Annotated in this window: 17 protein-coding genes and 1 pseudogene; 7 read left to right on the top strand and 11 right to left on the bottom strand. The window is 45.1% G+C overall.

All coding sequences use genetic code 11. The features are described 5' to 3' along the window. Positions 1-52: 52 nt before the first annotated feature. The 7 genes from BZG84_RS06195 to BZG84_RS06165 form a co-directional block, all read right to left on the bottom strand. The gene (locus tag BZG84_RS06195) at positions 53-1,486 is read right to left on the bottom strand and encodes a diguanylate cyclase (protein WP_131825083.1); all 1,434 of its coding nucleotides are present in this window, start codon (positions 1,484-1,486) and stop codon (positions 53-55) included. Continuing rightward, positions 1,483-2,214: a substrate-binding periplasmic protein gene (locus BZG84_RS06190; RefSeq protein ID WP_077480823.1), complete on the bottom strand. Its 732-nt coding sequence runs from the start codon at positions 2,212-2,214 to the stop codon at positions 1,483-1,485. The genes BZG84_RS06195 and BZG84_RS06190 overlap by 4 nt, the downstream gene beginning before the upstream one ends. 27 nt (positions 2,215-2,241) lie before the next feature. Then, positions 2,242-3,795, bottom strand: coding sequence for a methyl-accepting chemotaxis protein (locus BZG84_RS06185; RefSeq protein ID WP_077480821.1), 1,554 nt, complete (start codon positions 3,793-3,795; stop codon positions 2,242-2,244). Positions 3,796-3,870: 75 nt separating this feature from the next. After that, complete coding sequence (locus BZG84_RS06180) at positions 3,871-4,608, bottom strand: substrate-binding periplasmic protein (protein WP_077480819.1); 738 nt, start codon at positions 4,606-4,608, stop codon at positions 3,871-3,873. A 285-nt stretch (positions 4,609-4,893) separates the two neighbouring features. Further along, a complete protein-coding gene (locus tag BZG84_RS06175) occupies positions 4,894-6,729 on the bottom strand; it encodes a M4 family metallopeptidase (RefSeq protein WP_077480817.1) in 1,836 nt (611 codons plus the stop codon). A 392-nt stretch (positions 6,730-7,121) separates the two neighbouring features. Continuing rightward, complete coding sequence (locus tag BZG84_RS16540) at positions 7,122-8,234, bottom strand: M23 family metallopeptidase (RefSeq protein WP_077481351.1); 1,113 nt, start codon at positions 8,232-8,234, stop codon at positions 7,122-7,124. Between the two features lie 170 nt (positions 8,235-8,404). Next, positions 8,405-10,408, bottom strand: coding sequence for a recombinase (locus BZG84_RS06165; RefSeq protein ID WP_158011470.1), 2,004 nt, complete (start codon positions 10,406-10,408; stop codon positions 8,405-8,407). A gap of 219 nt (positions 10,409-10,627) precedes the next feature. Between BZG84_RS06165 and aqpZ the strand changes: the two genes are divergently transcribed. Further along, entirely contained in the window at positions 10,628-11,320 is a 693-nt protein-coding gene (gene aqpZ, locus BZG84_RS06160; RefSeq protein ID WP_077678051.1) for an aquaporin Z, read from the top strand. A gap of 99 nt (positions 11,321-11,419) precedes the next feature. Here aqpZ and BZG84_RS06155 read toward each other — a convergent pair whose 3' ends face one another. Beyond that, the gene (locus tag BZG84_RS06155; protein ID WP_077481357.1) at positions 11,420-13,183 is read right to left on the bottom strand and encodes a hypothetical protein; all 1,764 of its coding nucleotides are present in this window, start codon (positions 13,181-13,183) and stop codon (positions 11,420-11,422) included. 574 nt (positions 13,184-13,757) lie between these two features. Here BZG84_RS06155 and BZG84_RS06150 point away from each other — a divergent pair. The 6 genes from BZG84_RS06150 (at position 13,758) to BZG84_RS06125 (ending at position 18,002) form a co-directional block, all read left to right on the top strand. Beyond that, positions 13,758-14,564, top strand: coding sequence for a hypothetical protein (locus tag BZG84_RS06150; RefSeq protein WP_077481359.1), 807 nt, complete (start codon positions 13,758-13,760; stop codon positions 14,562-14,564). Between the two features lie 157 nt (positions 14,565-14,721). After that, positions 14,722-14,961: a hypothetical protein gene (locus tag BZG84_RS06145; RefSeq protein WP_077678050.1), complete on the top strand. Its 240-nt coding sequence runs from the start codon at positions 14,722-14,724 to the stop codon at positions 14,959-14,961. 10 nt (positions 14,962-14,971) lie between these two features. Then, positions 14,972-15,556 (top strand): ABC-three component system protein, encoded by a 585-nt coding sequence (locus BZG84_RS06140; protein ID WP_108743596.1) that lies wholly within the window; start codon positions 14,972-14,974, stop codon positions 15,554-15,556. After that, complete coding sequence (locus BZG84_RS06135; RefSeq protein ID WP_077481363.1) at positions 15,546-15,770, top strand: ABC-three component system middle component 6; 225 nt, start codon at positions 15,546-15,548, stop codon at positions 15,768-15,770. The genes BZG84_RS06140 and BZG84_RS06135 overlap by 11 nt, the downstream gene beginning before the upstream one ends. Next, positions 15,760-17,445, top strand: a complete 1,686-nt coding sequence (locus BZG84_RS06130; RefSeq protein ID WP_077678049.1) for a DUF2326 domain-containing protein — start codon at positions 15,760-15,762, stop codon at positions 17,443-17,445. The genes BZG84_RS06135 and BZG84_RS06130 overlap by 11 nt, the downstream gene beginning before the upstream one ends. Before the next feature lie 77 nt (positions 17,446-17,522). Continuing rightward, positions 17,523-18,002, top strand: coding sequence for a hypothetical protein (locus BZG84_RS06125; protein ID WP_241825762.1), 480 nt, complete (start codon positions 17,523-17,525; stop codon positions 18,000-18,002). A gap of 219 nt (positions 18,003-18,221) precedes the next feature. Here the strand turns inward: BZG84_RS06125 and BZG84_RS16445 are convergent. From BZG84_RS16445 to BZG84_RS06110, 3 genes and pseudogenes are all read right to left on the bottom strand, one after another. After that, positions 18,222-18,329 (bottom strand): annotated as a pseudogene (locus BZG84_RS16445) (IS110 family transposase); the annotation flags it as partial. 91 nt (positions 18,330-18,420) lie between these two features. Further along, positions 18,421-18,699 carry a type II toxin-antitoxin system RelE/ParE family toxin gene (locus tag BZG84_RS06115; RefSeq protein ID WP_074214686.1) on the bottom strand — a complete coding sequence of 93 codons (279 nt, stop codon included), beginning with the start codon at positions 18,697-18,699 and terminating at the stop codon, positions 18,421-18,423. Beyond that, the gene (locus BZG84_RS06110; protein ID WP_069586513.1) at positions 18,699-18,980 is read right to left on the bottom strand and encodes a type II toxin-antitoxin system RelB/DinJ family antitoxin; all 282 of its coding nucleotides are present in this window, start codon (positions 18,978-18,980) and stop codon (positions 18,699-18,701) included. Before BZG84_RS06110 ends, BZG84_RS06115 begins: the two co-directional genes overlap by 1 nt. Positions 18,981-19,059 lie beyond the last annotated feature (79 nt).

Below are 19,059 nucleotides of genomic sequence, written 5' to 3'. Positions count from 1 at the left end.
AGATAAAAAAGAGGTGTGGCCACCTCTTTTTTATTCTTATTTCAGAGCTTGCTCAATTTATCTTTTCTTTCGTGGGACGTTCACGTTTTCCCAATGTCTTGACGCGATACATATCATGGTCAGCGGTAGCCATGACTTCGTCTAGGCTTTGTGGTGACTCATGATCGTATAGCGCGTGACCGATACTTAATGACGGATAGAGTTTATAAGTTTGCCATGCACATGCACGGGATTCTACCGAGGTCTTGATGCTGTTGATAATACTATTTACATCGCCGGGTCGAGCATCTCTTAGTACGGCAATAAATTCATCGCCCCCCATTCTCGCGACAATATCTGAGGCTCGAACACTCTGACGCAGGCGTAAGGCCACGTGGGCGAGTAAAGCATCTCCGGCTTCGTGGCCGTATACGTCATTAGTCAACTTAAAGTCATTTAAATCGATATTCAGCAGTACGAATGACTCCTTTCGTTCAGTCGTGAGCTTTTCTAACAAATCAATGGCAAAACGACGATTAGGCAGAGTGGTTAGTTGGTCTTGGAACGCTTGCTCCTTCGCTTTTAAAAAGCTGCGATAAAACAGGCCGATCATACCGTAAGTTGCTAAGACAAAGGAAATACAGATGGCATAAACGAATACACTTAATTGTTTGACTTGAGGTGTTTGTGCAATCGTATATTGCGCAGCCAAAGTCCATTCGCCATTGGGGAGACTAATGGGGACTACAAAGTCGGCATTGAAAAAAGTGTCTTGCGAGCCATAAAAGTAATCTAGCGTTTCTGTATTCTTTATGGCAACGGAGGCCCCTGCGAGATTAAAGAGGCCCGACTCTTCAAACAGTTTGGTGTAATTGATCACGACACTGACGCCACCCCAGTAAGAACTTTTATCAATGGGAGATAAAAAAATGGGGAAGCGCGCGATAATCGCCTGTCCACCTTGCACAAGATCTACCGGGCCTGCAATATAAACGTCTGCGAGGTTTCTTGCCCGAAGTACCGTTCGATACTGTTCCGGCCGAGCGCGGAAATCGAGCCCTATCGCTGCTTCATTTCCCTTTAGTGGATAGACGTGGCTAATCACATCATTGGGTGCGAGCCCAACGTTTCTCACATAACTGGCTTTGGTGAGAAGTTTACCGGCAACGTCATCCCAACTTGCCATGGCGAATTCGGGGTCAATCGCAACAACGGTCGCAAGGCTATCGGCGAGGTAAGTGTCTCTAAATATCGCCGCTTCAATACGGGAGCGAATGAGTGTGGCCTTACGGTTGATGTCTTCTTGCTCCTCTTTAATCACTTGTTCAATGATATAATTATGCGTGCTGACAATGGCCAGCCCAGCAAGTAGCGCAAAGCCTAATGTGAACACTAAAAACCATCGATTGAATTGTCGCTTAAAAAGCATCGCACACCCTACAAATAAAAAAGAAGGGGCTGGTGCATCCCTTCTTTTAGTGTATCCGATATTTTTACTTTCGATCACTTAATGCCATATTTTTCAACGATTTTATCGAATGTCCCGTTGGCTTTTATTGCTTCGAGTCCTTTGTTATAGGCATTAATAAATAGCGCACCGTCTGGATTCGCTTTACCGGAGGTGACGTGAAGCGGTTTCGATGACAGGGGCTTATTCGTAAACGCAAACGCATTTGCGTCCATACCTTCTTCTTTCATCACGGACAGCGCGACAACCTTGTCTTCTAAGGTGAGATCGATACGATTAGCGAGTAATTTCTTCAAATTTGTGACTAGGTTATTCGCTTCTGGCTTATCAAAACTGTCTGAGGCAAGAAACGCATCGCCATACCCATAGTCGCGGATGATACCAACCGTTTTTCCGTCTAGCCCACTAAGGTCGGAAAATTGGAAGCTGTCAACGGCGCGCTTGATAAATGTCAGCTCATTGGTGAGATAAGAATCGCTGTAGTGTAAAAAATCAGTGCGAGCTTCGGTGTACCAAGTGGCCGGCAGCAAATCGATGGTGCCTTTACTTACCGAATCTAGCGCGCGTGCCCAAGGCATGTTTTTGAACTCAACGTCATAGCCTTGCGTTTTCATCGCTTCGGTTAATAACTCAACCGAGATACCGGGCATGGAGGCATCAGACGTTACAAACGGCGGCCAAGGGTCTTGGGCGGCTGTTAATGTGCGCGCCATCACCCCTGGTACCATCAAAAGAAACAGTAAGCCAACTGTAAATATCTTTTTCATTGTCGCTCCTTGTGATGTACCAGATTGTTATGTTTTAAATTTACCCATCTGTCCTTTAATGTTTTCACTCAGCTCCAGCACTTTGTCTGTTCGAGCCGCGTTATCTTGCGCACCTTCGGTCACATAATTCGTGGCGTCTGACGCTTCGTTGATCGCTTGACTGACTTCATCAATGGCTTGACGTTGTTCGTCAGTTGCTTGCGAGATTTGTCCACTACGCTCGGAAATATCGGTGATGGTTTCGCGCACTTGGCTGACCGACTCTTGCGACTCAGACACTCGACCGGCAGTGCTTTCTAAGATGCTACCGATACGTTTGATCTCTTTCTCCACTGACTCAGTCGCTTCGCTCAATGATTTGATGTTGGATTGAATCTGCTCGGTCGATTCACTGGTTTTGACTGAGAGACTACGCACTTCATCGGCAACCACAGCAAAACCGCGACCTTGCTCACCAGCGCGGGCCGCCTCAATCGCTGCGTTGAGGGCGAGTAGGTTGGTTTGCTCGGAAATATCATTAATTACGTTCACCACATCGGAGATCTTCTCGCCTTCCTCTAGCAGCTTGTGCATCTCGGCGTTGACGTTCTCCATCTCAGAACGCATGTTGATAATTTCAGACGCAGAGCTTTCGATGGTGTGATACACCTGATTGACCAAATCAGTTGCCCCCTGCGCGTGGCTTGCAGCGTCGTTCGCGGTATCAGCAACGGTTGCAATCGACTGATTCATCTCAGTCGCTGCTGCTGCAACAGTAGAAAGGCTTTGTTTTTGTTGCTCGAGGCGCTCGGCGTTTGTCCGTGCCATCTGTCCGCTTTGTGCTGCGACTTCAGCCAAATTGATAGAAGCTTGCGTCACTTCGTTGACGATCTCGCGCAAAGACGCGGTAAAGTGGTTGATGTGCTCAGTGATCTTCGCGAATTCTTTATATTTTGGCTCCGGGATCACTTTGGAGAGATCGCCATCGCCACTGGCCAGTTCGCGGACGCGTTCGGTGAGGTCGTTAAGTGGTTTCACCACGGTCGCGGTCAGGGCTAAGATCAAAAACACAATCATCACCGCATCAAGTACAAGCAGCTCGATAATATTGCGATACAGGGTATCGGCGAGGGCCGCTTCTAAGCGGTCAGTGTTATAAAATACCTGTACCGTACCGACTTTGTTAGTCTCCCCGTACTCGGTGAAAGACAGTTCACTCTCTTCTTTAGGCATGGCTTCATAGTAAGCCTGCTGATCGGCGCCAATATCGACGGGAGGACGCTTTTCTCCATCTTCTGAGGGAGGTCCGAGGCGTAAAAACAGGATGGCTTCGCCTTGGTTATCTAACACCCGAACGCCTTTAATGTCGGGGGCTTTTAACTCGGCGGAGATCGAGAGCTTGGCCGCTTCAAGGTCAAAATCCCAAATTGCTTTGGGCAAGCTCAGCTTCATACGATTGGTTGCGTTGTCCACTGTGGCGACAAGTGCGCTATTGAGTTCCTGCTTGGTGTCTTGGTAATCAATGTAGCTGGAGATCCCCAACACGACCGAAACAGCAATAACTACTTGCGTTACAAATATTGCTTTCAGACTTTTAAACATAGCGTTCATCTTCCATCTATTTCCACGCCCAGTGGTACAGCAGTGCTTTCCCACTTAACTTTGGTGCAGCGCCTCCTAGTTGCCTAGGTGGCTTTGCATAATCTGTTCGATATCAATTTTTTTCAGGCCTTCATTGACGATGTCACGCCATTTTCGTCCCTCTTCATTGTCGGCAAAGGCAATGTAGAGTTTTTTGTCGACAAGAAGCTTCTTGTTCATCTGTAGCTTGTCTTTCACAGCACTCAGTGCAGGGTCATTTTCTTTAAGATAAGCCAGCACGTTGGCGTCGATGACCGCAAGTGGAAGACGTTCGCGACCGACTTTCTGTAAATTCTGCGTGTCATTCGTCACAGCAGATGATTTAAGCGTGCCATTGGCAATCCGCGCATCCAGCTCTGGTGTGTTCACATAGCCTCGCACCACGCCTATCGTGTGTGAAGCCAGATCATCCAACGAGGACCATTCAATCGGTTGATTGGTGTTTTCGACAAAACCAAGGGGTCCAGTTCCTATCGGGTCGGAAAAGAGTAACTCGTCAGTCTCGTAGTAATATTCGGGAAAATACCCCGCATATTGGGTATCGTTTTTGACCAAGTACACGGTGCGAGACCAAGGATAAAACTCAACATTGAGTTCGTGTCCCATTGCTTCAACTGCGGCCCTAACAACTGCAACCGATGCGCCTTGTTCAGGCAGGCTATTGCCCGAGTAGGGGGGCCACTCAAGCGATGGCATGGTGAGGACGTCGGCGCGTGCGCTAGCAGATACCATAATGCAAAGCGATAATGCCATGGTGAACAAGTGCTTGAGCATAGTCCCTCCGATTTTTGAGCCCTTACTTCAGCATAGACGACAAACAAAACGCTGAGAGAAATGATCGACATTCAGCGTTTTGGCTTGGTTATGTGCGAAATAAAACTGATCTTAAAATTATGTTTTTATTTGCGTTATTTGAGCTTTTTATGGAAAAAGAAAGATAGCGCTTGGTGTGCAAAAAGCTAAGCACGTTATGAACTGTCTATGAAGTTAGCGTTTTTCGGGTAAATGGTGGACAAAAAAGCGCCGCTTTGGGAAAGCGGCGCTGAGGACGGTGAGTAATTAGTTGCGAACTAAGCTCACACCCGAGTAGTTAGAGTAGCCGCGAACCATCACATGGTAGATTTCGTCATCTTTTGCGTTGACAGTGCATGATTCTTCATTGCCATAGTCAAAAGGACGGCAGTCCCAATCGCTTGTGGTGGGGGCGCTACCAGCTTTTACATATAAGTCGGCATCGCCTGTACCACCACTCATGGTGACTTTTACCGAACGGTTGCTATCAACAGTGAAAGTGAAGAGCTCAGAAGAACCACGACTACCACTCAAACCGGTTTTTGGTTCGTTAGGGAGTAACACAGAACCTGAGTTGTCGTCAGAACAGGCAGAGGTATTAACGCCCACGGTATTAAAGGCTGCAACCACATCGGCTTCGTTGTAGTTGAGATCTTTTGCGGCCTTAACGACACCACAACCACCTTCATCAAACGTACTATTGGCTGTCCAGTAAAGTTGGTTGGCAACGGTGAAGACTTCAAAACCTTTGCGGACATCCCAGTTTGGCTTATTCGCAAGGAGATAGAAGGCACGGTTAAAGACACCGCTTGAATAGTGCACGTTCATGCCTGAGTAGTATTGATCGACATGGTCAATCGATTTGCCATCGCGCGAAGGCTGTTCAAAGTAACGCAAACCGCCCGAACCTTTGAAGATATCCGCACCGACAATCCAGTCCACATCACCATGCATGTAGAACTCAGCCGCTTCACCGGCGATATCAGAGAATGCTTCGTTAATACCACCCGACATGTTGCGGTATACCAATCCAGAGTTTTGCTCTGTGAAACCGTGACTGACTTCGTGGGCGCTAACGTTGATATCAACCAATGGATAAAACGTTGATTGACCATCACCGAACGTCATTGAGCTGCCGTTCCAGAAGGCATTTTCATAATCCTTGCTGTAATGGACACGCATCGTCAACTGGAAGGTCAATGGCGCCGTGTTCATCCAATCTTTGTACATATTGAAAACGACATGACCAAAGTAATGCGCGTCATTCAGCGGGGAGTATGCGCCGTTAGTGTATTTTGTATCGTTATAGTTGGTACCATCTGGACATGGGTATGTAAATGCGTTGGTGCCTGATGTGCCGTGGTTCAGGTTAACCGTTTTGACGTTGTCGGTTTCCATGGTACACACATCGCCCACTTTATCGACGGGGAAGTCATCATAGTCCGTGCCGTACAAATATTGGCCCGTTTTTTCATTTCCCCCCGGACCAGTACCACCGGCAGCTGCATGATTGATCCCATCCCACTGGCTAATGATTTCACCGGTTTCCGCGTCAACCATATAGAAAGGACGCTTAGGCTCTTCGGCGGCGACGAAGAAATCCACAATATACACGAGCTGTGCTTTTTGATTTTCATCGAGTTGAACAACCAGTCTGGTGTTCTCATTTTCAAAGGGAGCCGAGGTGAGGGTGGTCTGGCTCTGTGTGAAGTGTGCCTTCGCAGCCCCTAAGGCATCTTGGCTATTCAGTGCAGGCGCGACTGTCATGATGTCTTCAGTAAGGCCTTGTGCCATAGTGCCGTAAACATTGCTGCGTTTTCCGGCTTTTTCAGTAGCAACCACATTGGTATCTAGTACAGGAACGCCTTGGTAGGTTTGCTGATAGCGAACTTTGACTTTACCGTTAGGCAGCGTGACGCGTTTTACTTCTTTAAAACCTAGCGGGTTGGCTGAGGAGCCCATTGGGGCGTATACACCGATTGGTTGGTCGAGAACCTGACTCAGAACGGTGTCATCGGTCACATTAATTAGCTCTGCGCTAAGTGCGGGTGTGCTTGCAAAAACCCCTGTGGTGACTAACCAAGTCAACTTGGATAATTTCATTTTTATTGCCCTATTTTTTGTTGAAAGATTCCTTTCTCCCCAACGGCTTAATAGGAAGACGAGCGTGCTGCTCGTCGATCAAACGTGGCTTATAGATAACAATATTTACAAGGCTTTTTATTTTTTGTTTGTATAGATTTTGTTACAAAAAGCCTGTATTTGATTGGATTTTTGAGAGGTGTGTCTTGTTTTATGATTCTGATTTATATAGATATTATTATCTATTAATAATTAAGTGACAAAAAAATCGTACAGAATAAATGACTGTTTTATTTTGAGAGGTTATCCGCAAGTTTTATGAATGTTGTTGTTATGTAAAATAAAGATAAAGGCCACAAATTAAGTGGCCTTTATGTCAGTATTGGAAATGTGAAGTGCACGCATTAATGCGATTATGGATTGGTGATACGACGCCATAGACACACTTTATTCCCGGTTTGCGTTTGAGTAAGCCACGTATAACGACAGTCGTTATCGTAGCTATAGCGGCCCGTTTGTATACGATAACTGCCTAATACCGCATCTTGCATGGAGACGAAACGACCATTTTTGAGTAACGAGAAATGTAAGTGAGGTCCGGTCGAGGAGCCTCCTTGGCACAACGCCACAGAACGCTGGCTGGCGTAGGTGCCGAGTTTGGTATTTTTGCCCACCCACTGATTGTTGCGCACTTGAATGCCGTCCATGTGATAGTAATTGGTTGCCCAACCATTATCGTTAGTGACCCGCACTTGGCAGCGCGATAGTACGGTGACATAACCATCGTGGGCGGCAGTCACACTGTAAGTTGTGCCTCCCCATTGCGGCCAATCATAAGAGACATCAATAGAAGAAAGCGGAAAACCGGATCCTGAATGGGCATGTGGGCCATTTGGGATCCAGGCGTAGCCTTGTCGCCACGGCCATTGCATAAACCCTGCAGGTGGCGCAACTAAGCTGCGTGATGAGATGGCATGTTGCCCTAGGGGTTTTTGGTCACCAAACCATGCTTGGTAACGTGTCTGCCATGTCTGCCAGTCACTCGGAGAGTGGAGAGTGCTGACAAGAGTCTGTGTGGCATGTCCCAGCGTGGCATCAGAGGTCTGCGTGTTGGGCTGATAAAGCAAAGCGGACAACGTGGATGCGGTTTGCTCGATGGCCTGTAGCAACTTCAGTTCGCTGATCCGATCGAGGGCGATATCCTGCTCTAACTCCGGCGCATTAGTGATGAGGGTGGTGATCAATATACGTGGATCAATCCCTGACGCACCGCTCCAATGCATAATCGCCTCGCTCACCGGTTGCCAGTGTGGCAATTGCTCGGCGAGAAAATCATCAATGTTAAATGGGTGACGGCGCGGTTGAAAGAGCAAATCGGTTTCGGTGACAAGCTGGTCCGGCACCCCGACGTCCTCTAAGACAGCAGCCGGACGCATGGGTGTATGGTTTGCGATCAAAGTGTGTGCGTGCGCAGCGCTAGTGCTCACCATCAAGCAGGCGAGTACGAGACGAGATAAACGAAACATGACTAGCTCTCCTTTCATTTAATGAACGGTAATATTGGCATGGTATGTATATTTATCTGGTCACTTGATCGTTGTTGCGAGTGTGTAGAAAGCTTGCGTGTAATTGTTTGCACGTAGCACATGAAGGCTGTGATGCAGGCCGATAAATAGCCTGCATCACAGCAAAATAACTAGGGTGTCCGTTTGTGGTTGGGTGGTGAGTTTTTAGCCATCGGTGCGGTGTTTTGTGGCCAGAACAAACAAGCGGGATGTTGCTTAATCTGGGTAAATACAGCGGTCCGTACGGACTTGATATCAAGCTCACAACTGCGTGAGCGAAGTGCCACAAATAAGGCCAATCCGAAGCTCACCCACAGGTTGATAAACCCAATCATCAGCACAAAGAACAGGCTAGAAAGAAAGGCCAACACACCGTGAAAATCGCTCACATGCGCGTAACCAATATTGGCGGAAGAGAAGGCGACATGGCGAATATCCAAGGGAATATCGACTAAGTAACCCACATAACTGGTCATGCCGAGCAAAAAGCCAAAGATCAGGTTGCCACCCAAAGCGCCGTAATTATCGTGAATATAAAAGGCGACCTTCTCACGCCGTGACTCAGGCACGATGCGCATGAGTGGATGGGCGACAAGGCGATCTTTCAATTCAATGTAGTCGGCGCGATTATCGAGAATGCCCGTAATGATCCCAGATAGAAACAGCCACACACCAGCAATCGCGGCGTAAAGCCATGCCATGCCACTGAAAGGCATAATAGACTGTTTTTGATAGTCAATTTGCTCGGGTGACAACAACGCATCGCTGAAAAAATGCATAAACGCCCAACTGACCAGCACACTACAGCTAATGGCTGCGACAATATTGCCCCACACGGCGAACCACTGGGAACGATTTACATCGATCAACAAGCGGGCTAGCTTTTTACTTCGGGTTCGCCCTTGCTTATTCTTCTCAACATGGGCAGCAAAATTCGCCGCTGTCATGGCCGGTTGCTTGGTCGCAATCGTAAAATGCAGCACATGCACCAGCATAAAACCGACACCGTAATTTAAACTGACCAGAAAGGCGCTTTTAAACGGTGAAAGTTGCAGCGTATCAATGTAGATTTTTACCCACGCAAGCAAGGCTATAATCACGCCCGCGCCGCACGCGCCCTTCAGAATATTGAGATAGTCCTTTTTCGTTTTGGCAATATAGTGCTCACCATGATTGCTTTTGTTTTGCGTCACGCTTTGCGAGAAAGTGCGAGTGCTTTTGCGATAGATGGCACGCACGCTGTTACGCTCCGTGACCGAGGTCAGCAATTGTTGCCACAAATTCAGTACACAGCGCGCCTTTTGATGCGGATGACGAAAGTCAAGGATTTGAAATAAGAGCACCATGCGGTTGAGGGTTTGATCTAAACGCTCAAGCATGTGTGATGCGTGTGTTGAGAAGCCAAATTGGCTGATCCCACGGGTGCGGATCCGTTTTACTTGAAGCTGGCACTGTTCAATCATTACCCAGAAGTGCGCGGTATCCACCGAATCAATCTCACCCTCCTTGATGGTCGCCACCAATTGACTGGTTTCGCGCTGCAGGGCAATAAACGGCGAGTCCACTTCGTTTAAACGGCGATCAATCCGCAGTAGCTCAGGATCGAGTTCTTCCGCCGCAACCCAAATCGCTAACATTTCTAGCGAATAACAAAGCTCACTTTTAATGTATTCGCCGGTTGTGCGAATGGCTTCAGGGGATGCACTTTTCACCAGCAAGCGATAGAGCTTAAACCAGCATTTAGACGAAATAGCATTCACCCAAACCTTGTCTTCGCCACCGACGAAATAGCTTAATAAGTCGTTGATATCGTTGCAGCGTTTGGGTGGCGGATTGATCTTATTATAAAGGCGACGAAAGATTTCCGTCACCAATCCATTTTTAGAAAATATGCCCAATTGGACAAAAGCTGGAGACAGCTTAATGGTTTTGGCTTCATTGCAAATACTGTTCGCAAACAACGATGCCTGAGAGGGGGAATTGGCGAGGGCAAGGACAAGCTGCTCAAGGCGCAATTCTGCGAGTTCGGGCTCACCTTCACGAAGATAAGTAAAAAATACATTAAGACGCTCTGTGTCTGTTTCACACAGAGAAAACCCGTCTATCACTTTAAAAGCCGGTGTTATTGCAGGCATAGATTTTCTTATCAGTCGATAATAAACGCGCGCGTAGTCTACAAGAGCGAGAAAGCAGGGGGAAGCAAAAGCGCTCATTGGCAGTATGGCACAATGCAATCACGTCCTTTATTTTTAGCCATCGCGACATAATGCTGTCTACTTATTGATACCTTAAACACAATGTGTGCCTATACTCATCACATTATTAGTCATGCGAGTCAAAAAAAGGAGACACGGATGAATAAGTATGGTGCAGAGTTTTTTGGCACATTTTGGTTAGTTTTGGGCGGGTGTGGTAGTGCGGTATTGGCTGCTGCGTTTCCAGAAGTGGGGATTGGGTTGCTCGGCGTATCGCTCGCCTTTGGTCTTACTGTATTAACCATGGCGTTTGCCATTGGCCATATTTCTGGCTGCCACCTTAATCCAGCGGTGTCCATTGGCTTATGGGCGGGAGGGCGTTTTCCCGCTAATCAACTGCTCCCTTACATTATTGCCCAAGTTTTAGGGGGGTTAGCGGCTGGTGGCGTGTTGYACCTGATTGCGAGTGGACAAGCCGGATTTGATGTCTCGAATGGATTTGCCGCGAATGGTTATGGTGCGCATTCACCGGGCCAGTATAGCTTAACCTCGGCGCTGATCTCGGAAGTGGTGATGACCATGATGTTTTTAGTGGTGATCCTCGGTGCCACCGACCAACGCGCCCCTCAAGGTTTTGCACCGATTGCCATTGGGCTGTGTTTGACGTTGATCCACCTTATTAGTATTCCCGTGACTAACACCTCGGTGAACCCGGCCCGTAGTACAGGGGTAGCGCTTTACGTGGGCGATTGGGCCACTGCACAATTGTGGTTATTCTGGGTTGCCCCCATCGCTGGCGCGATATTGGGCGCTTTCGTATACCGCTTTATCGGTAACGAGAAGGAGTCATGAGTTTGGACCGACGCTCGACGGCGAGCAAAACAAGGCCTTACGACTGAAAAGATGTCGCCAGCCAGCCGGCGACACCTAAGCCATTTATATGAAAAGCATTTATTGGGGATTACGCGCACTGGCAGGACGAGGTGGCCAGGCTTGCTCAGGCGGTGCAAAGGATGGCTTGCCTAACACCGGCGAAGAGAGCACGTAGATCCCGTGATTAGTGAACAGCCAAAATAAGTTACGGTCATATTCCACATAGACACTGTGTGACAAATTCCCCATCGCATAACTGGCAACTTCATCTTCCTTGAACGGCGGCACGAAGTACGCCGCAATCGCAGGTTGTTGTGGGTCACGAACATCGAATACCTGCAGGCCAGCGTTATAAAAATTATAAGGAAGAATACCTTGGCGGCCGATACCGGGCTGGGTGTAAGCACCGGTACGTTTTGGGCCGAAGCTGCCGCGACGTTGACAAAAATCCGTAAAAGCAGCCTCTTTCGGTGGGATTGGACGTGGTAACACGCCGACTTTTTTCGGCTGCGCGGGATCCGACACATCAATAATATGCACGTCTTTATAGGGTTCAAAACACTCTTCATTAAGTGGATAACCGCTAAAGTAGACGAGGCCTGTTTGTTCGACTTGGGATACATCGATAAAGTCGCCCTCTGTCCCCGCTACGCTGGGCTCAAAGTCAAGGTGACTCACCACTTGCATCTGCTCTGGATTGGAAATATCGACCACATAGAAACCAAGCCCGCCCATCGCGGCATAGCCATATTTCCCGCCTTCTTCGACCGGTGTCGGAATAAACAGCGACATACGAGCGCCCATCCAAGAGGTACGATTCCCTGCGCGAGGGTTATTGAGATACGCTTTTTGATGCGCAGGTTGGTTAAGAATTTGCCCCGGCACTGCCAATTGATCCATAAATATTGGGTTGGCCGGATCAGACATATCCCACGATTGATAACCCGCGGAATATAAATCATTGCCATATTCGGTTAATGCATAACTGGCATCGGGTGCGGCCGCAACAATCATGGTCTTTCCCCCAAACCAAGTGGGAATATCGCGCACGCCCGACCCTTGTTGTTCACCCACCTTAGCGTCTGGGTGGTTAATATCGGTGCTTCGCTCTGCGATTAATGTCCATTGGTCCGGAAGTGGGCCATGCATGTCATACACCTTAAATCCTTTTAAATGCTTGGCATGACGGATTTGTGCGACTTTTTCCGGCTGGGTGAATTTATCTTTCAATAGCCCGAAGCGACGGATCTCAAAGGCCTGCACCATCACATAATTCTGTCGAGCCTCGCTCCACTGTATGCTGGCCGCGCCAAACATATCACCAGTGGGATAGGGGTTCACTTCTTCCCCTTGAGGCCCATTTGGCCCCCATTGCTTACCGCGGGTATACAACAACTTCAGATCTTTTGGGTTTGTAATATCAAAGATCTTTAGATCGCGCCGCACATACTGATACAGATACCGCCTGCCATCAAAATCGACAATATTTTGCCACGTGTGGAAGGGCTCAACCGTGATGGGGTAATAGGCCTCTACCGTCATGTTTTTGCTATACGTTTTGTCATCCCAATAATCGAGTAACCCATCAAATGGCTTGGGTGTGTAGGCATGGTAGGTTCGCTGAGGATGAATAAACTGACCCGTTTTAGGGTCCATGCCATAGCTGGTAGGGTCTGGATTGTCGGGCTTGTGGTTTCCTGTTAGCGCGACAACCTTTTTAAGCCAAGGATCATGAATAGTATCTTGAGTGCCTTCAGCGCTTGCTGCCGATAGCGCGACGGTGGTGGATAAAAGTGCGAAAAGGGATCGCCATCCCTGCTTATATATGGCGTGATGTCGCATAACAACGTCTCCGTGTTGTGTGGGAAAATAGACCAATACTCGCCATATATTAAATTGGTTTCATAAAATTACTGCGATAACTCCCTGATCCTATTATTTTTGTAGGCAAAGCCATTGCAGCCACGCCCCCGCACAAAACCTGCCATCGCTAACATTTTGGGCAATTAAGCACGAAAAAATCAGCATGGCTTTGATAAGCTAGCCTGACAATGCTGACGGAAAGGTGTGTTAGGTACCGAAAACTGATCGGCGGTAGCGTGGGAAATACTAGATGGATAACCAGCTTATCGGTGGAAGCACGCCAATTGAGTGCTCGCTTTGTCGGCGCTCATTCACACTATCCCAGAACGCGAAAAAAGAAAGTAAATATAATCAATAGATTAGAGAATTGGGTGTGGTGATAGTGTGAACGGATTACCAGAGATAGGCGGCATGCACACTTTCTCGGAAAAGAGACAGGCCGGAATGACGAAAAATTTCTATAATAACAGAAGCTTAGACAATATAAGTTGCGTATAACGGTTTTGAGAAATCGAGCATGCGTACTAATACAATGTTAGCTTTTAGGAGTAATATGTCAGTATTTCATGCATACAATAAAGACAAGCATCTACAGAGAGCATTGAACCTGCTCGAATCTGATAACTCAGTTGAGCATGTATATGCTTGCTTAGAATTACGGTTTTGTATTGAGGCTATTGTGTATCAGAAATTGCTTCATGGCATTGAGTGTCTACCAAACACTATCGTAAACACGTGGCAACCTACAAAAGCGCTAAAAATGTTGGCTGAATTCGATAAGCTTTCCGCCTCCGACTGCGTAGTCGAAGTAAATTTGTCGCATTCTAGTAAACCACCTGAGTCTGGTTGGTTATTTTTTGGAGAACAGAAGCTCCCTCCAGTGCAGTGGTTGCACAAAACTTACAATAAACTCGGCAATTTTTTGCATTTGGTTGAACCTCAGAAAGCTATTGAGGCAATGCATCGAAACATACAGAAAGACTTACGTGATATTGCTGAAAAACTCAAGCAATATACAAGAAATAACATATTGATAAGTTATAAAAATATAGACATTAAACAATGCCCTGCATGTCAACAAGATATAGCATTTTCTCTAAAAAATGTACGAGACGGAGAAACTCGGAAATGTAGTAATTTTCGATGTGGTGCATTGCTTACTGTGAAGGCAGATATCGTAAAACAAGAAATTAAGCTGAGCTGCAATACTTATGACGTTAAATGCCAGCTATGCAACAAAGATATTTTTATACCAGAAGAAGTGATTAGAAATCTAGATATCTTCAGTTGCCATCATTGTAGCGCTCAATATATTCCGAGGGGAGAATATGAATTTGCGTTACTTCGGAAGCAAAGCTAACAAACGCTTCAAGAGGGACAGCCAACGCGTGGCATTTTTATCATGCGTTGGTTTGTGTGATTACGGTATTATGCGGCAAGTTGGTAGTTGCGTTGGCTGCCCCTTAAGCGGACGTTAGTTTTCTCATCAACATCATCATTTATCAATAAGGATAGAAATGGATACTTTCATTGAATTTGTAAAATCAGACATTGGGGTCACGCTGGCTTGGCTATGTACTGTAGGAAGTACAGTGTTTGCTGTGATTACATCAAAGAAAAATAAACAGTTGAAAATAAAAATTGGTGAAATAACTAAGAATTCAACAGTAGATAATAGTCAGGATAGTGTTATGCAAAACGGCCAGAAGAATGTATATACAAAGAACAACTCTGGCGGCATGAAAATTGACATGTAAGGACTGAATCTTGGCCATAGGAAATGAAGGGGGTAACCCCCCTGTAAATAAAACAGTTCAAGTTGAACGTAATGCTGGAAATATCATAATCGGGGATTCACCCGAATATGAGATCAGCTCGGCTATAAATGAGTTGCTAAAGTCATTAGCTAACAAGCCGTTTACGTTTAAGAAAAGCAGAAGACGCCCGTCTTCTGAAACAGTTGTGAAGATTCAACACAATAATCTTAAAGCTAAAAGCCATATCATAAAGCAATACTTAGATCATTCCTCAAAAGTAGAAGAAGCCTATCTCGAGATAGATTCACTGATAACTTTTGGAAAAGATACAATCCTGCAAAATTTAAACGATTTATATTATCTTGCTTTAGACGCTGTTGAGATCGACTATCTAACTTGCGATATAGACATAGCTAAAATCAGAGAAAATTCAGAGTTTATTTTAGATTTTATTATTCAAAGATTAAAAAATACTGTAWTTGAATCAAAAAACACTCCAGCTTACAAAGAGCATGTTGAATTGGGCGTGAATGTCGTCGTCGCTCATGCTTTTATTGAGTGCATAATTATGGAAAATCCAACTTATGATTCCTAGAAATGGTTGTGACCCAGAGATAAATGTTGTAAGTATCGGGGCAAAAATTCTAAAGAAATTGGCAGAGGAAAATCCGTCCTTGGATACGATACTCACTGACTGTTCTTCAGAACTAAAAGTATCGATTGATCACATTATATTGTCATTAGATTGGTTGTTTGCAATTAAGGCTATTGGGATTAATGGAACAGAGGTTTTTATAAATGAAGCTTGATAGCCTTGAAATAAAGATAAATAGCGAAGTAAAAAGATTGGTTAAATTCGAGACAGGCCTTAACCTCATCACAAACAAGCCCAATTCTGGTCGTACAGGGAACAGCGTCGGAAAATCAACATTATCAAGAGTGGTTGATTTTCTAATGCTAGGAAGCATAGACAATATTTACATCGATGAAGAGTTCAAAAAGCCAAATCTAGAGATAGAAGCGCTTTTTAAGAACAATGTTGTAACTGCTTCTCTCAGTTTTTTTGACTTCTCGAACAAAATAAATCAAATTTCTCGAAATCTATGTATTGGTGGAGAATCTGAATTCTGGGTAAATGGTGAAATTGTTGAAGAAAAGGGATATGAGTCATTTATCCAGGATAAAATCTTTAATATATCTACTAGAAGGCCTTCTGTTCGAGCTGTAGCGCCTAAATTTATTAGAAATGACAGTCATAGAATGTTAAGTACGACCAAATTTCTTGATAAACGACAAGGTCCAAAAGATTATAGCGAACTTTTTTTATACCTTTTCGGTTTCAATAATACGTCTCTACTTACAGAGAAAAGAGATGCAACGAATCTGGTTAATAGACGAAAAAGGAATGCCACTTCAATCAATGCTCTAGTGAAAGAGCAAAAGCCAAAAAGTGAGATCAAGAAATATAAGGCAGATGCTAAAGAGCTAGAGAGCAACCTTTTAACATTCGAATACTCGTCAGAATATTCGAATCCAATAGAAAGGCTTTCAGAACTACAAGTAAAAGAAGACCGATATACCGAAGAACTTCTATCAATACAGCGAAAAGTAGACAATATCAATCATACTATCGAGCTATTATCCAAAGACAAAAATGGTTATTTAATCAACGAGCTTAAAGCTATATATAGTTTCTCTGGTGTAGCAATTGATGGAGCCTTAAGAGAACTTGAAGACGTTATTTTGTTCCATAGAAACCTCGTTGAAAAAAAGAGGCACTTTCTTACGATTGACCTGCCCCAATTGAATGAGGAATCTGAAGGTCTTCAAGCAGAGCTCAGTTCAATACGGAAAGATAAGTTACAAGTTTTTTCTGATATGAGGTCCAAGGAAAGCTTAGACAATGTGACTAAAAATCTGAAACGTCTTGGTGAGCTTAAAGTTGAGCTTGGAAAGTTAGAAGGTCTAATGGAACAGCAGTCCAAGGCAAAATTAGATCAAACTGAAGCTGAAGCTCAATTGCAAAAAATCCTTGAGGCTATTTCCAAAGAGATTGACAATGTTTATGAGTTTGAGAAGAAATTCAATACACATTTAGGATCTCTTACAAAAAGTCTTCACGATGAAGAATACAGCATAGATTTAGAATTCAATAAGGATAGCGGTATTTGTTCTATAGAACTCAATAACTCAGCAACTAATCCTGAGGGTGGGAAAAAGAAAGCTGAAGTCATTGCTTTTGATTTTGCATATATACATGCTATTAATGAGTTAAAGCTGAATCGACCAAATTTTATATWTCATGACAGTATTGAGGATATTGACAAAAAACAGATTGAAGATATTTTCAAAGAAGCAAAGAAGCTACCGGGTCAACAGATTCTGTCAATGCTATCAGATAAAATATCAGAAGAAACTTACAAGAAGATATCCAAAAATGTAATCTTATCTCTTGATGAGGATGAAAAGTTCTTTTGTGTTTAAACAAAAACTAACAAGTCAAATTACTCGGACGCAGCGAAGCTGCGCCGGTGTTTGAGGCCTTAGGTTTTCGGAGTAACATGAAGCAAGTAATATTTATCTTGTGTACTTTGATGTCAGGAGTAGTAATGTCTGAGGGTTTGTTTTTAAGCTCATATAATAAAGTGTCTGATCGTTATGCAATTCTCGATGAGTTTGACCAATCTGGAGTGCTTTACTTAACTAAGCCAGAGACTCAACAGCCAGAACGAGACGCTGTCGCATACATTCAGTATGCTCCTGTATCCGAGGACGCTTGGAAACAGAAAATGAGGGCAGGAGAACCGCCGCAATTACATGAAGGTCTAGCTTCTGAAGTAGCAGTTATCCCAAAAACAGCAGAGCAAGATTTTAGCTTCTTATGGTCGGCAGATGGTAACTCAGTAGCCTTACTTTATAAAAATGCTCCCATAGCTTTCGTTAGTCAAAATGAAAAGTATGGCTTTAGTAAAGCGGTAGTATCAGACTCACCAATTGTTTCTATGTGGGATACAGATAAGTTTAACGAACTATTTGAGTAAAAACCTAACTCATATGAGCCCTTCTCCGGTCAATAGGCAATAGCATTTTTTGGCTGCGCCAGCAGCCAATGCTCTCGAACAACAAAGTCGTCTACTTCGCTCTGTCATTTCAGCCATTAAGTCATTGCTTACGGCAAACACATATAGAAGGTCTGTTACTGCGACTCACCGCTGCCTGCCGTGACAGGGCCATTAGACATTACTTCACGTTCCCACGCAGGAGCGTGGGAACGAGTTATGGAGAATGACTTTTCCGTGGTCGTCCGCCGCGTGAAGAGAAAAATGGTGCTTGGCGAGATCAACGCCACAAAAGAACTGAGCAGACATGGTTACCTCCGTTACCAAAGGCTTCACCTAAATGTGGCAGATCTTCAAAAGGGGGAATCCATGTCATTCGTTAGTTGTCCAGAGGAAGCAATCAATCCGTAGGGAATTTTTGTTTTTGGTGGAGTACACGCATAACTTGGATGATATCGCCCTCGACCCAGTAAGAGACAATCATCGAAATCTCAGGAATAATGAGTAATCGTCCGCGGATGCCATCTCGTTGTACGCCCATTAAAGGTTGTTCAAGCAAGTTTTCTACTTTTGCTTCAATGAGGCTGTCAGTTTTGTCTGCCACCTCAGGGTTGAAGTCATAGAGAAACTCAAAGATCTTTTCACGATCGTTAAGTGACGCTTCTTCCCATAAAATCATTACTTGCCTCGATTACGGATTCTGGCTTTACGCTCTTCCATTCGAGATTGAGCAGCTTGGTGCTCAACGAAAACGGATTTTCCTGAGTCAAACTTCTCAAATGCTAGGTTTACTTGTTCAGTTAACCACGCATCGTGAGATAATGTTTTTCTTTGTTGTTCAGCGAGTTGCTCAGTAAGTTCACGGCAAGCATCACTCAGTGTGCGCCCTTGGCTCTCAGCCATTTGTTGTGCTAGGCGTTTTGTTTCTTCATCAACACGAAATTGAATTCTAGTGTCCATGATGTATTCCTTTGCTGTTGTGTGTACAAATGTTAGCACTCGGACTTGAGATGGGCAACTAACGCCTATGAGCTCTTCT

The sequence above is a fragment of the Salinivibrio sp. PR932 genome (genome assembly GCF_001996125.1).
Lineage (GTDB): Bacteria > Pseudomonadota > Gammaproteobacteria > Enterobacterales > Vibrionaceae > Salinivibrio > Salinivibrio proteolyticus.
This window is presented reverse-complemented; position numbering and strand designations above follow the sequence as displayed.

Excerpts from the sequence above, each read along its gene's own strand:
- BZG84_RS06165 (WP_158011470.1), bottom strand. The coding sequence starts at position 10,408 with ATGCCTGCAATAACACCGGCTTTTAAAGTGATAGACGGGTTTTCTCTG.
- BZG84_RS06110 (WP_069586513.1), bottom strand. The coding sequence starts at position 18,980 with ATGGACACTAGAATTCAATTTCGTGTTGATGAAGAAACAAAACGCCTA.
- BZG84_RS06150 (WP_077481359.1), top strand. The coding sequence starts at position 13,758 with ATGTCAGTATTTCATGCATACAATAAAGACAAGCATCTACAGAGAGCA.
- BZG84_RS06190 (WP_077480823.1), bottom strand. The coding sequence starts at position 2,214 with ATGAAAAAGATATTTACAGTTGGCTTACTGTTTCTTTTGATGGTACCA.
- BZG84_RS06135 (WP_077481363.1), top strand. The coding sequence starts at position 15,546 with ATGATTCCTAGAAATGGTTGTGACCCAGAGATAAATGTTGTAAGTATC.
- BZG84_RS06145 (WP_077678050.1), top strand. The coding sequence starts at position 14,722 with ATGGATACTTTCATTGAATTTGTAAAATCAGACATTGGGGTCACGCTG.
- BZG84_RS06115 (WP_074214686.1), bottom strand. The coding sequence starts at position 18,699 with ATGATTTTATGGGAAGAAGCGTCACTTAACGATCGTGAAAAGATCTTT.
- BZG84_RS06180 (WP_077480819.1), bottom strand. The coding sequence starts at position 4,608 with ATGCTCAAGCACTTGTTCACCATGGCATTATCGCTTTGCATTATGGTA.
- BZG84_RS06155 (WP_077481357.1), bottom strand. The coding sequence starts at position 13,183 with ATGCGACATCACGCCATATATAAGCAGGGATGGCGATCCCTTTTCGCA.
- BZG84_RS16540 (WP_077481351.1), bottom strand. The coding sequence starts at position 8,234 with ATGTTTCGTTTATCTCGTCTCGTACTCGCCTGCTTGATGGTGAGCACT.
- BZG84_RS06185 (WP_077480821.1), bottom strand. The coding sequence starts at position 3,795 with ATGTTTAAAAGTCTGAAAGCAATATTTGTAACGCAAGTAGTTATTGCT.
- BZG84_RS06125 (WP_241825762.1), top strand. The coding sequence starts at position 17,523 with ATGAAGCAAGTAATATTTATCTTGTGTACTTTGATGTCAGGAGTAGTA.
- BZG84_RS06175 (WP_077480817.1), bottom strand. The coding sequence starts at position 6,729 with ATGAAATTATCCAAGTTGACTTGGTTAGTCACCACAGGGGTTTTTGCA.